The sequence below is a fragment of the Pantoea sp. SGAir0183 genome (assembly GCF_043545505.1).
The window spans coordinates 454625-466820 of the sequence record NZ_CP028053.1; the positions used below are offsets into that span (position 1 = coordinate 454625).

The following is a 12196-nucleotide window of genomic DNA, read 5'->3' on the forward strand; positions in this document are numbered from 1 at the left end:
TCAAACAAAAGGCCCGGATTTACCGGGCCTGAATGTCAGTCCAGAAGAGAGCCAGGTTCAAACCATTCCCGGCGCGAGTTGAGCAGATCCTGTGCCGACATCGGTTTTTTACCGGCGGGTTGCAACTGAAGTAAATTGAGTACGCCGTCGGCGGTGACAATGTGAATGCCCTGTTTGTCAGCCTTAACGATCTCGCCTGGTCGTTTATTGACATGAGGTAAAACACCGGCTTGCCATACTTTTACTGGCTGATCATTTACCATAAAAAAGCTAACCGGCCAGGGATTAAAGGCGCGAATGCAGCGTTCAAGCTGTTCCGCGGGCAACTGCCAGTCAAGACGTGCTTCCTCTTTGCTGAGCTTCTCAGCATAATTTGCCAGGGTTTCATCCTGTTTCACCGGCTGGGCGTTGCCCTCACGCAATTGCGACAAGGTTGTCAGTAGCCCTTCTGGTCCGAGGCTGGCCAGCTTGTCGTATAATGAAGCACTGGTGTCTTCAGCAGTAATAGGGCAGGCCAGTTTTACCAGCATATCACCGGTATCCAGCCCGACATCCATTTGCATGATGGTGACACCGGTTTCCTGATCACCTGCCCAAAGCGCGCGCTGAATAGGCGCCGCGCCGCGCCAGCGTGGCAGCAACGAACCATGTACGTTGATGCAGCCCAGACGTGGCATCTCTAGCACGGCTTTCGGCAGGATAAGGCCATAAGCCACCACGACCATGACATCGGCCTGCAAATCGGCAACCAGCTGTTGGTTTTCCGCAGGGCGCAACGATTTGGGCTGAAAAACCGGAATGTCGTGGGCAAGAGCCAGCGCTTTTACCGGGCTCGCGGTCAACTTATTGCCGCGCCCGGCAGGGCGGTCTGGTTGGGTAAAAACGCCAACGACCTTATGCTCAGATGCGAGCAACGCGTCAAGGTGACGCGCCGCGAAGTCTGGTGTGCCAGCAAAGATTATATTAAGCGGGGCAGACACGTTTATCCCTTTTTCAGATCTCAAGAGGCCTGGGCGTTTTGCCGCGCCAGTTTTTCTAACTTTGTCTTGATTCGCTGACGCTTTAAAGGCGACAGATAATCGATAAACAGTTTGCCATCCAGATGATCAATTTCATGCTGAATACAGATAGCCAGCAGGTCACCGGTTTCCAGTTCAAACGGCTTACCTTCGCGATCTAACGCTCGCACTTTTACCCGCTCTGCACGAGGCACAAAGGCGCGTTGCTCAGGAATGGACAGGCAACCTTCTTCGATACCTGTTTCACCACTTTTTTCCAGAAGCTCGGGATTGATCAATACCAGTCGCTCGTCCCGGTTCTCAGAGACATCAATCACAATGATGCGCTGATGAATATCCACCTGCGTAGCGGCAAGGCCGATACCTTCTTCGGAATACATGGTTTCGAACATATCATCAACGATACGCTGAACTTCTGCGTTAACTTCTTTGACTGGCGCGGCGATCTTGCGCAGGCGCTCGTCAGGAAAATGTAACACCTGTAAAACTGACATAAATATCCAGATCTATATTCTAAAAGGAAAAGATTACTGCCTCATATTGTAGACTTTTTAGTACCTGATTGACAGCATTCTGCGGAGGGATGCGACGGTTATCAGGAGGCCGTGACGATGGAAAAAAGGGCGCGATTACTGCGGCTGGCCGCGATACCCGGCCTGACGGGCCGACGCTGGCTGAACGCGGCGCAGCAACTGTGCGCAGGTCAGGATATTGATGTGATATTAAGCCAAAAGGGCTTCGAGACAGCGCAACATCATTATGCCCATCAGAAAACCACGGACTGGCTGGCAACCGTTAACACTTGGCTGGCACAGTGTTCAACGCATCACCTGATTACGGCGCTGGATGCGCATTACCCCGCTCAACTCCTTGAAACGGCCTGTTTCCCTCCGCTCTTATATGTAAACGGTGATCCAACCGTATTATCTTCACCTCAACTGGCGGTGGTAGGCAGCCGTCTGTGTTCGCCCTCAGGCCGTTACTGGTGCGACTGGTTCACCCAACAACTGGCATTGAGCGGTTTGACCATAACCAGTGGGCTGGCTATCGGGATTGATGGCGTGGCACACCGTGCCGCATTAAATGTGCAGGGTAAAACCGTGGCCGTACTGGGGAGTGGACTGGCCCATCTGTATCCCAAAAAACACACTGCGCTGGCGCAGGAGATTGTTATGCAGGGAGGCGCCGTGATCTCGGAGTTTCCGCTTACTGCCGCGCCACTGGCGCATCAGTTTCCGCGCAGAAACCGTATTATCAGTGGGTTAAGTCAGGGTGTTCTCGTCATTGAAGCGTCATTAAAAAGTGGTTCATTAGTCACAGCCCGTTATGCATTAGAGCAGAATCGCAATGTTTATGCCTTACCGGGTGCGCTGGGTAACAGCGGCAGTGAGGGGACAAACTGGCTGATCCAACAAGGTGCCATGTTGGTGGCACATCCTAATAACATTGTCGAAGATTTACGCGCTATGCTTAACTGGTTACCTGTTAACCCGTCAGATGAAATTTATTCTGATGCCAGTGACGATGCTCCATTGCCATTTGCCGAGCTGTTGGCTAACGTAGGTGATGAGGTTACACCTGTTGACGTTGTCGCTGAACGTGCCGGCCAACCTGTGCCAGTTATTACAGCTCAATTGCTGGAACTGGAGTTAGCAGGATGGATCGCAGCTGTACCCGGCGGCTATGTCCGATTGAGGAGGGCATGCCATGTTCGACGTACTCATGTACTTGTTTGAGACCTATATCCACAACGAAACAGAAATGGGTGTTGATCAGGACAGATTGACAGATGACTTGACGGATGCCGGTTTCCACCGCGAAGATATTTATAATGCGTTGAACTGGTTAGAGAAATTGGCGGACTATCAGGAAGGACTGGTCGCACCAATTTTGCTGGCAAATGATCCGCTCTCTATGCGCATCTATACCGATGAAGAGAGCAAGCGTTTAGATGCCGAAAGCCGCGGTTTCCTGCTGTTCCTGGAGCAAATCCAGGTACTGAGTCTGGAAACACGAGAAATGGTCATTGAACGTGTCATGGCGCTTGATACGCTGGATTTCGATCTTGAGGATCTTAAATGGGTGGTGCTGATGGTGCTGTTTAACATCCCTGGATGTGAAAACGCGTATCAGCAGATGGAAGAACTGCTATTCGACGTCAACGAAGGTATGCTGCATTAAATTTTTACTAATGCATGACTGTTATGAGTAAAACCGCACTCTTTACTGTGCGTAAACAGGATCCCTGCCCCGCATGCGGGGCAGAACTTGTTATACGTTCAGGAAAGCATGGCCCATTTTTGGGCTGTGCAAATTACCCTGCCTGTGACTATATCAAGCCTTTGGGAAACCAGGCTGATGGGCATGTCGTCAAAGTTCTGGAAGGCCACGTTTGCCCACAATGCGGGGCAGATAAAGTATTGCGCCAGGGCCGGTTTGGCATGTTTATTGGCTGTAGCGACTATCCCGCGTGTGATTACACCGAAACCATCGATAAACCGGATGAAACCACGATCGACTGTCCGCAGTGCCAGCAGGGTAAGCTGGTACAACGCCGCTCGCGTTTTGGTAAAACGTTTCATGCCTGCGAACGCTATCCAGCCTGTCAGTTTGCCGTGAACCTGACGCCAGTGGCGGGGCGCTGTCCGCATTGTGAATTTCCGCTTTTAGTCGAGAAAAAGACGGCGCAGGGCATCCGGCTTTTCTGCGCCAGTAAAAGTTGTGGCAAAGCTATTATTCAAGAGACATAAGACATAACCATGTTAAATCAACCCGTTGCCGGCTCATTGCAGGATTGTGTAAGCCATCTTAACCAGCATGCTGTGATTGCCTATCCCACCGAAGCGGTATTCGGCTTAGGCTGTGATCCCGATAATGAATCTGCGGTCATGGCACTGCTGGCATTAAAAAAACGGCCAGTAGAGAAAGGCTTGATCCTGATAGCTGCCGACTATGATCAGCTTAAACCTTACGTATCAGATGAGGCCTTAACCACGGAGCAGCGTGAACGTATGTTTGCCTGTTGGCCAGGCCCGGTCACCTTTGTCGTGCCTGCTTCTCCGGTTACCCCGCGCTGGTTAACCGGGCAATTTGATTCACTGGCCATCCGCGTTAGCGATCATCCGGATGTTCAGGCGCTGTGCCGGGCGTTTGGAAAACCTTTGGTATCGACCAGCGCTAATCTTTCCGGTCAGCCACCGTGCCGTTCAGTCGAAGAGGTCAAATTGCAGTTTGGCACCGCGTTTCCTGTATTGAATGGAAAGACAGGAGGAAGGCTCAATCCTTCTGAGATTCGCGATGTCATCAGCGGCAATTTGATACGCCAGGGTTAATATATGGCAAATTTTGCAGTTTTTGGTCATCCCATTAGTCACAGCAAATCGCCGCACATTCATCAGGCGTTTGCGCGACAGACAGGAATCTCTCTTCAGTATGATCGTATTGATGCGCCTGTTGATGCTTTTCCTGAGACTCTCCGCACTTTTTTCCACGACGGCGGGGCGGGTGCGAACATTACGCTGCCTTTTAAACAGCAGGCGTGGGCATTTGCCGACCAGTTGACCGAGCGCGCTGCGCTGTCAGGGGCTGTGAACACGCTAAAGCTGTGTGATGATGGCCAAATTCTTGGCGACAATACGGATGGTATTGGGCTGCTCAGCGATCTTCAGCGCCTTGGGATGATTAAGCCCGACAGCCATCTTCTGCTGGTGGGGGCAGGTGGGGCCGCTCGGGGCGTCATTCTCCCTCTGCTTTCAATGGGAGCAACGATCACGGTCGTGAACCGAACGGCGTTGAATGCGCAGACTCTGGCCGCAGAGTTTGCCCATCGCGGAGCGATTAATGCGTGCTCGTTTGACGCGCTTGTGGATAGACATTTCGACCTTGTCATTAATGCCACATCAAGTGGTATTCAGGGAGAAGTACCGCCGTTGCCGCCTTCATTAGTTCATGCTGAGCTACGTTGCTACGATATGTTCTATCAGAGTGGTTTAACGCCTTTCCTGCGCTGGTGTCAGCAGCACGGTTCATCTCATCTTGCTGACGGGCTGGGGATGCTGGTGGGTCAGGCCGCGCATGCCTTTCATCTATGGCACGGGGTGATGCCCGAAATCGCACCGGTCATCGCCTCATTAAAAGCCGGGATGCAGTCATGAACCAGGCGATACAGTTTCCTGATCGGGAAAGCCTGAATACAGAATTAAGGGCCGTTTGTTTCCCTGTTCTGGTAAACGGGATGGGCTTAACCTGCGCTATCAGTGTTGAGGCGCTTAATGAACAGTTCGGTGAGGGAGAAGCGATGACGCTGTTTCGCCATCATCGCTGGGATTTGGAAGATCAGGCCGAAGACTGCATTCGAAACGATCAGGTCGATAATGAAGGATGGGTCTGGCTGTCTCCGGCCAGATAGTCGTTCTTCCAGTTAACATAGTTGCTGGCTGAGTAAAGTAGACCTTCAATTTCTTTTTCATTCAGCGGCCGGATTTGTTTGACCGGGCTCCCGACATACAGATAGCCACTTTCCAGTCGTTTGCCGGGGGGAACCAGGCTCCCGGCACCAATCATAACGTCGTCTTCAACAATGACGCCATCCAGTACGATTGAGCCCATTCCAACCAGTACGCGATTGCCTATCGTGCAGCCATGCAGCATCGCTTTATGCCCAACCGTTACGTCTTCCCCAATTATCAGAGGAAAACCGGCGGGGTTGGCCTCTGATTTATGCGTGACATGCAGGACGCTGCCATCCTGAATATTGGTTCGGGCACCAATATGCACCTGGTTCACATCGCCACGAATAGCGACTAAAGGCCAGATACCTACATCATCTTCCATAATGACGTCACCCGCTACCACGCTGGTGGGATCAACCATGACGCGCAGACCCAATTTTGGGAAAAGATGTTTGTAAGGGCGTAACGCTACAGTCATTTTGTTCTCCTTTTACTGAGTTTACTGGCAGCCTGATGCGATTCTGACCAACTGGCAAGGGGATTTTGTGCCGGATCGTTGGTGATCTAATCAATATGAATGTTTTCTCGGCAGTCAGTAAAAAGATCCAAAAAAAGGGTTGTGCAATTCATTCGGATCCCTATAATGCGCCTCCATCGACACGGCACAACGGCTTACGGAAGGCGGTGTTGAGAGGGTCAGGCAACTGAGCCGCCGGAGAAAAACTTCTGAAAAAGAAGTTGACTCTGAAGGAGGAAAGCGTAATATACGCCACCTCGCAACAGACGGTTAACCCGCTGGTTGCACTGCTCTTTAACAATTTATCAGACAATCTGTGTGGGCACTCGCAGGATTGATATCCGCGTCTCCGGACGCAAAAAATATCAAGTCTTAAGAGTGAACACGTATTGAAATTCATTACGACGTTTTCCTTGAGCATCGCTGCACTGGTTGCAGCAAATCAAACTTTAAATTGAAGAGTTTGATCATGGCTCAGATTGAACGCTGGCGGCAGGCCTAACACATGCAAGTCGGACGGTAGCACAGAGGAGCTTGCTCCTCGGGTGACGAGTGGCGGACGGGTGAGTAATGTCTGGGAAACTGCCCGATGGAGGGGGATAACTACTGGAAACGGTAGCTAATACCGCATAACGTCGCAAGACCAAAGTGGGGGACCTCCGGGCCTCACACCATCGGATGTGCCCAGATGGGATTAGCTTGTAGGCGGGGTAACGGCCCACCTAGGCGACGATCCCTAGCTGGTCTGAGAGGATGACCAGCCACACTGGAACTGAGACACGGTCCAGACTCCTACGGGAGGCAGCAGTGGGGAATATTGCACAATGGGCGCAAGCCTGATGCAGCCATGCCGCGTGTATGAAGAAGGCCTTCGGGTTGTAAAGTACTTTCAGCGGGGAGGAAGGTGTTGAGGTTAATAACCTCAGCAATTGACGTTACCCGCAGAAGAAGCACCGGCTAACTCCGTGCCAGCAGCCGCGGTAATACGGAGGGTGCAAGCGTTAATCGGAATTACTGGGCGTAAAGCGCACGCAGGCGGTCTGTTAAGTCAGATGTGAAATCCCCGGGCTTAACCTGGGAACTGCATTTGAAACTGGCAGGCTTGAGTCTCGTAGAGGGGGGTAGAATTCCAGGTGTAGCGGTGAAATGCGTAGAGATCTGGAGGAATACCGGTGGCGAAGGCGGCCCCCTGGACGAAGACTGACGCTCAGGTGCGAAAGCGTGGGGAGCAAACAGGATTAGATACCCTGGTAGTCCACGCCGTAAACGATGTCGACTTGGAGGTTGTTCCCTTGAGGAGTGGCTTCCGGAGCTAACGCGTTAAGTCGACCGCCTGGGGAGTACGGCCGCAAGGTTAAAACTCAAATGAATTGACGGGGGCCCGCACAAGCGGTGGAGCATGTGGTTTAATTCGATGCAACGCGAAGAACCTTACCTACTCTTGACATCCAGCGAACTTTCCAGAGATGGATTGGTGCCTTCGGGAACGCTGAGACAGGTGCTGCATGGCTGTCGTCAGCTCGTGTTGTGAAATGTTGGGTTAAGTCCCGCAACGAGCGCAACCCTTATCCTTTGTTGCCAGCGATTCGGTCGGGAACTCAAAGGAGACTGCCGGTGATAAACCGGAGGAAGGTGGGGATGACGTCAAGTCATCATGGCCCTTACGAGTAGGGCTACACACGTGCTACAATGGCGCATACAAAGAGAAGCGACCTCGCGAGAGCAAGCGGACCTCATAAAGTGCGTCGTAGTCCGGATCGGAGTCTGCAACTCGACTCCGTGAAGTCGGAATCGCTAGTAATCGTGGATCAGAATGCCACGGTGAATACGTTCCCGGGCCTTGTACACACCGCCCGTCACACCATGGGAGTGGGTTGCAAAAGAAGTAGGTAGCTTAACCTTCGGGAGGGCGCTTACCACTTTGTGATTCATGACTGGGGTGAAGTCGTAACAAGGTAACCGTAGGGGAACCTGCGGTTGGATCACCTCCTTACCTGAAGATACCTTCGTGCGCAGTGCTCACACAGATTGTCTGATAGAAAAGTAATGAGCAAAGCGTCTACGCGTTGGGGTGCGGTAACAATAACTATTGTCGCCTGATTATCTAATCTCACCTTCACGTGAAATAACCCGTGTCTGTTGCACAAGGATTTCACGTCCCCTTCGTCTAGAGGCCCAGGACATCGCCCTTTCACGGCGGTAACAGGGGTTCGAATCCCCTAGGGGACGCCACTTGCTTGGTGACAGGTGAAAGGTGTTGCCGATATATCTTAAAGACGACTTGCGAGTCGTGTTTAAGATATTGCTCTTTAACAATCCGGAACAAGCTGAAAATTTGAAACGACGCACGTCGTGTTCCTCCGTAATAAGGAACACAGCACGATGCGTTCGGGTCTCTCAAAAGCTCATAACACGCAAGCGCAAAACGCCTGTGGGTTGTGAGGTTAAGCGACCAAGCGTACACGGTGGATGCCCTGGCAGTCAGAGGCGATGAAGGGCGTGCTAATCTGCGATAAGCGCCGGTAAGGTGATATGAACCGCTACAACCGGCGATACCCGAATGGGGAAACCCAGTGTGACTCGTCACACTATCATGCAGTGAATCCATAGCGGCATGAGGCGAACCGGGGGAACTGAAACATCTAAGTACCCCGAGGAAAAGAAATCAACCGAGATTCCCCCAGTAGCGGCGAGCGAACGGGGAGGAGCCCAGAACCTGCATCAGCTTGTGCATCAGTGGAAGCGTCTGGAAAGTCGCAGGGTACAGGGTGATACTCCCGTACACAAAGGTGCACAGGCTGTGAGTTCGATGAGTAAGGCGGGACACGTGGTATCCTGTCTGAATATGGGGGGACCATCCTCCAAGGCTAAATACTCCTGACTGACCGATAGTGAACCAGTACCGTGAGGGAAAGGCGAAAAGAACCCCGGCGAGGGGAGTGAAACAGAACCTGAAACCGTGTACGTACAAGCAGTGGGAGCACCTTCGTGGTGTGACTGCGTACCTTTTGTATAATGGGTCAGCGACTTATATTCTGTAGCAAGGTTAACCGTATAGGGGAGCCGCAGGGAAACCGAGTCTTAACTGGGCGTTAAGTTGCAGGGTATAGACCCGAAACCCGGTGATCTAGCCATGGGCAGGTTGAAGGTTGGGTAACACTAACTGGAGGACCGAACCGACTAATGTTGAAAAATTAGCGGATGACCTGTGGCTGGGGGTGAAAGGCCAATCAAACCGGGAGATAGCTGGTTCTCCCCGAAAGCTATTTAGGTAGCGCCTCGTGAACTCATCTCCGGGGTAGAGCACTGTTTCGGCTAGGGGGCCATCCCGGCTTACCAACCCGATGCAAACTGCGAATACCGGAGAATGTTATCACGGGAGACACACGGCGGGTGCTAACGTCCGTCGTGAAGAGGGAAACAACCCAGACCGCCAGCTAAGGTCCCAAAGTCATGGTTAAGTGGGAAACGATGTGGGAAGGCACAGACAGCCAGGATGTTGGCTTAGAAGCAGCCATCATTTAAAGAAAGCGTAATAGCTCACTGGTCGAGTCGGCCTGCGCGGAAGATGTAACGGGGCTAAACCATGCACCGAAGCTGCGGCAGCGACGCGTAAGCGTTGCTGGGTAGGGGAGCGTTCTGTAAGCCGCTGAAGGTGTGCTGTGAGGCATGCTGGAGGTATCAGAAGTGCGAATGCTGACATAAGTAACGATAAACAAGGTGAAAAACCTTGTCGCCGGAAGACCAAGGGTTCCTGTTCAACGTTAATCGGAGCAGGGTGAGTCGACCCCTAAGGCGAGGCCGAAAGGCGTAGTCGATGGGAAACAGGTTAATATTCCTGTACTTGGTGTTACTGCGAAGGGGGGACGGAGAAGGCTATATCGGCCGGGCGACGGTTGTCCCGGTTTAAGCGTGTAGGTGTGTGCGCCAGGCAAATCCGGTGCACTTTACACTGAGGCGTGACGACGAGGCACTACGGTGCTGAAGTGATAAATGCCCTGCTTCCAGGAAAAGCCTCTAAGCATCAGGTAACACGAAATCGTACCCCAAACCGACACAGGTGGTCAGGTAGAGAATACCCAGGCGCTTGAGAGAACTCGGGTGAAGGAACTAGGCAAAATGGTGCCGTAACTTCGGGAGAAGGCACGCTGGCGCGTAGGTGAGGGGACTTGCTCCCGGAGCCGAGGCCAGTCGAAGATACCAGCTGGCTGCAACTGTTTATTAAAAACACAGCACTGTGCAAACACGAAAGTGGACGTATACGGTGTGACGCCTGCCCGGTGCCGGAAGGTTAATTGATGGGGTTATCCGCAAGGAGAAGCTCTTGATCGAAGCCCCGGTAAACGGCGGCCGTAACTATAACGGTCCTAAGGTAGCGAAATTCCTTGTCGGGTAAGTTCCGACCTGCACGAATGGCGTAATGATGGCCAGGCTGTCTCCACCCGAGACTCAGTGAAATTGAAATCGCTGTGAAGATGCAGTGTACCCGCGGCAAGACGGAAAGACCCCGTGAACCTTTACTACAGCTTGACACTGAACACTGAGCCTTGATGTGTAGGATAGGTGGGAGGCTTTGAAGCGTGGACGCCAGTCTGCGTGGAGCCGTCCTTGAAATACCACCCTTTAATGTTTGGTGTTCTAACGTGGGCCCGTGATCCGGGCTGCGGACAGTGTCTGGTGGGTAGTTTGACTGGGGCGGTCTCCTCCCAAAGCGTAACGGAGGAGCACGAAGGTTGGCTAATCCTGGTCGGACATCAGGAGGTTAGTGCAATGGCATAAGCCAGCTTGACTGCGAGAGTGACGGCTCGAGCAGGTGCGAAAGCAGGTCATAGTGATCCGGTGGTTCTGAATGGAAGGGCCATCGCTCAACGGATAAAAGGTACTCCGGGGATAACAGGCTGATACCGCCCAAGAGTTCATATCGACGGCGGTGTTTGGCACCTCGATGTCGGCTCATCACATCCTGGGGCTGAAGTAGGTCCCAAGGGTACGGCTGTTCGCCGTTTAAAGTGGTACGCGAGCTGGGTTTAGAACGTCGTGAGACAGTTCGGTCCCTATCTGCCGTGGGCGCTGGAGAATTGAGGGGGGTTGCTCCTAGTACGAGAGGACCGGAGTGAACGCACCGCTGGTGTCCGGGTTGTCACGCCAGTGGCATTGCCCGGTAGCTAAGTGCGGAAAAGATAAGTGCTGAAAGCATCTAAGCACGAAACTTGCCCCGAGATGAGTTCTCCCTGAGGCTTCGGGCCTCCTGAAGGGACGTTGAAGACGACGACGTTGATAGGCCGGGTGTGTAAGCGCAGCGATGCGTTGAGCTTACCGGTACTAATGACCCGTGAGGCTTAACCTTACAACGCCAGAGGCGTTTTGGTTGAGAGACAGAAAGAATTTTCAGCCTTGTTTACCGGATAACGCCGTGCGGCCCGAGAGGGCGGTGCGGCAGACAGAATCTGCCTGGCGGCTGTAGCGCGGTGGTCCCACCTGACCCCATGCCGAACTCAGAAGTGAAACGCCGTAGCGCCGATGGTAGTGTGGGGTCTCCCCATGCGAGAGTAGGGAACTGCCAGGCATCAAATTGAACGACCCGAGCATCAGCATAATAATGCCGGGAATACCTGTTGCGTGCTGATATGGCTCAGTTGGTAGAGCGCACCCTTGGTAAGGGTGAGGTCCCCAGTTCGACTCTGGGTATCAGCACCAGTTATATATGGCTAGAGTTCGGCGAATAAAGAATTTGCCTGGCGGCTGTAGCGCGGTGGTCCCACCTGACCCCATGCCGAACTCAGAAGTGAAACGCCGTAGCGCCGATGGTAGTGTGGGGTCTCCCCATGCGAGAGTAGGGAACTGCCAGGCATCAATAAAGTAAAAAAGCCCCGTACGAAAGTACGGGGCTTTTTTACGTCGGTTATCCGCCTGAAACCGAAAGGGACGAGCCGCACCTCAGCGGAAGCCGCGCTACCGCCGGCCCCACAGCCGTGAAACTCGCCTCATTGGTGGGCTGGCTGACTTCCGCAACGTCGATTTCTACCTGTCGCCAGCAGGCTCGTCCACATAAAGTGCATCACGGGCCAGCTCAGGCAGACGCGTATCAGGGTTTAAGCGGAAAGATCTGTGGATCACTCTATAAGCCGTCAGTAAACCCGCCTGAATCACCCATATCCGATCAATGTACAGGCGAGCACTGGCTGGGCCAGCTCACCCTTGCTGAATAC

Annotated in this window: 9 protein-coding genes, 2 tRNA genes and 4 rRNA genes; 12 read left to right on the forward strand and 3 right to left on the reverse strand. The window is 52.9% G+C overall.

Annotated elements, in window-relative coordinates; genetic code table 11:
- Window positions 1-35: 35 nt before the first annotated feature.
- Window positions 36-980 (reverse strand): methionyl-tRNA formyltransferase, encoded by a 945-nt coding sequence (gene fmt / locus C1N59_RS02190; RefSeq protein WP_394515196.1) that lies wholly within the window; start codon window positions 978-980, stop codon window positions 36-38.
- Between the two features lie 20 nt (window positions 981-1000).
- Window positions 1001-1513, reverse strand: a complete 513-nt coding sequence (gene def, locus C1N59_RS02195) for a peptide deformylase (protein WP_006120608.1) — start codon at window positions 1511-1513, stop codon at window positions 1001-1003.
- Between the two features lie 117 nt (window positions 1514-1630).
- Between def and dprA the strand changes: the two genes are divergently transcribed.
- Genes dprA through C1N59_RS02225 form a run of 6 tightly spaced genes read left to right on the forward strand, consistent with a single transcriptional unit; the run spans window position 1631 to window position 5427 of the window.
- A complete protein-coding gene (dprA, locus tag C1N59_RS02200) occupies window positions 1631-2755 on the forward strand; it encodes a DNA-protecting protein DprA (RefSeq protein ID WP_394515195.1) in 1125 nt (374 codons plus the stop codon).
- A complete protein-coding gene (gene smg / locus C1N59_RS02205; RefSeq protein WP_006120660.1) occupies window positions 2727-3200 on the forward strand; it encodes a DUF494 family protein Smg in 474 nt (157 codons plus the stop codon). Before dprA ends, smg begins: the two co-directional genes overlap by 29 nt.
- 23 nt (window positions 3201-3223) lie before the next feature.
- On the forward strand, window positions 3224-3769 hold the full coding sequence (locus tag C1N59_RS02210) for a DNA topoisomerase family protein (RefSeq protein WP_006120661.1): 546 nt from the start codon (window positions 3224-3226) through the stop codon (window positions 3767-3769).
- A gap of 9 nt (window positions 3770-3778) precedes the next feature.
- Window positions 3779-4351, forward strand: a complete 573-nt coding sequence (gene tsaC / locus C1N59_RS02215) for an L-threonylcarbamoyladenylate synthase type 1 TsaC (protein WP_033741505.1) — start codon at window positions 3779-3781, stop codon at window positions 4349-4351.
- A 3-nt stretch (window positions 4352-4354) separates the two neighbouring features.
- Complete coding sequence (gene aroE, locus C1N59_RS02220) at window positions 4355-5173, forward strand: shikimate dehydrogenase (RefSeq protein WP_033741503.1); 819 nt, start codon at window positions 4355-4357, stop codon at window positions 5171-5173.
- Complete coding sequence (locus C1N59_RS02225; protein WP_006120664.1) at window positions 5170-5427, forward strand: DUF1488 family protein; 258 nt, start codon at window positions 5170-5172, stop codon at window positions 5425-5427. The genes aroE and C1N59_RS02225 overlap by 4 nt, the downstream gene beginning before the upstream one ends.
- Here the strand turns inward: C1N59_RS02225 and C1N59_RS02230 are convergent.
- Window positions 5382-5948: a gamma carbonic anhydrase family protein gene (locus tag C1N59_RS02230; RefSeq protein WP_006120665.1), complete on the reverse strand. Its 567-nt coding sequence runs from the start codon at window positions 5946-5948 to the stop codon at window positions 5382-5384. The two genes, C1N59_RS02225 and C1N59_RS02230, sit on opposite strands and share 46 nt — an antisense overlap.
- A 490-nt stretch (window positions 5949-6438) precedes the next feature.
- Between C1N59_RS02230 and C1N59_RS02235 the strand changes: the two genes are divergently transcribed.
- The 6 genes from C1N59_RS02235 to rrf (C1N59_RS02260) all read left to right on the forward strand — a co-directional run bounded on the left by C1N59_RS02235 (window position 6439) and on the right by rrf (C1N59_RS02260) (window position 11837).
- Window positions 6439-7980 (forward strand): 16S ribosomal RNA (locus C1N59_RS02235).
- A 163-nt stretch (window positions 7981-8143) separates the two neighbouring features.
- Window positions 8144-8219, forward strand: a tRNA-Glu gene (locus C1N59_RS02240).
- A 210-nt stretch (window positions 8220-8429) separates the two neighbouring features.
- Window positions 8430-11334: ribosomal RNA gene (locus C1N59_RS02245) — 23S ribosomal RNA — on the forward strand.
- 103 nt (window positions 11335-11437) lie between these two features.
- Window positions 11438-11553: ribosomal RNA gene (gene rrf / locus C1N59_RS02250) — 5S ribosomal RNA — on the forward strand.
- A gap of 55 nt (window positions 11554-11608) precedes the next feature.
- A tRNA-Thr gene (locus tag C1N59_RS02255) sits at window positions 11609-11684 on the forward strand.
- A gap of 37 nt (window positions 11685-11721) precedes the next feature.
- A 5S ribosomal RNA gene (gene rrf / locus C1N59_RS02260) occupies window positions 11722-11837 on the forward strand.
- The 16S, 23S and 5S rRNA genes sit together here with 2 tRNA genes alongside, the layout of an rRNA operon.
- Window positions 11838-12196: the final 359 nt, after the last annotated feature.

Bases quoted from the DNA above. Each gene is read 5' to 3' on its own strand.
- def (WP_006120608.1), bottom strand. From the start codon at position 1,513: ATGTCAGTTTTACAGGTGTTACATTTTCCTGACGAGCGCCTGCGCAAG.
- dprA (WP_394515195.1), top strand. From the start codon at position 1,631: ATGGAAAAAAGGGCGCGATTACTGCGGCTGGCCGCGATACCCGGCCTG.
- smg (WP_006120660.1), top strand. From the start codon at position 2,727: ATGTTCGACGTACTCATGTACTTGTTTGAGACCTATATCCACAACGAA.
- C1N59_RS02210 (WP_006120661.1), top strand. From the start codon at position 3,224: ATGAGTAAAACCGCACTCTTTACTGTGCGTAAACAGGATCCCTGCCCC.
- tsaC (WP_033741505.1), top strand. From the start codon at position 3,779: ATGTTAAATCAACCCGTTGCCGGCTCATTGCAGGATTGTGTAAGCCAT.
- aroE (WP_033741503.1), top strand. From the start codon at position 4,355: ATGGCAAATTTTGCAGTTTTTGGTCATCCCATTAGTCACAGCAAATCG.
- C1N59_RS02225 (WP_006120664.1), top strand. From the start codon at position 5,170: ATGAACCAGGCGATACAGTTTCCTGATCGGGAAAGCCTGAATACAGAA.
- C1N59_RS02230 (WP_006120665.1), bottom strand. From the start codon at position 5,948: ATGACTGTAGCGTTACGCCCTTACAAACATCTTTTCCCAAAATTGGGT.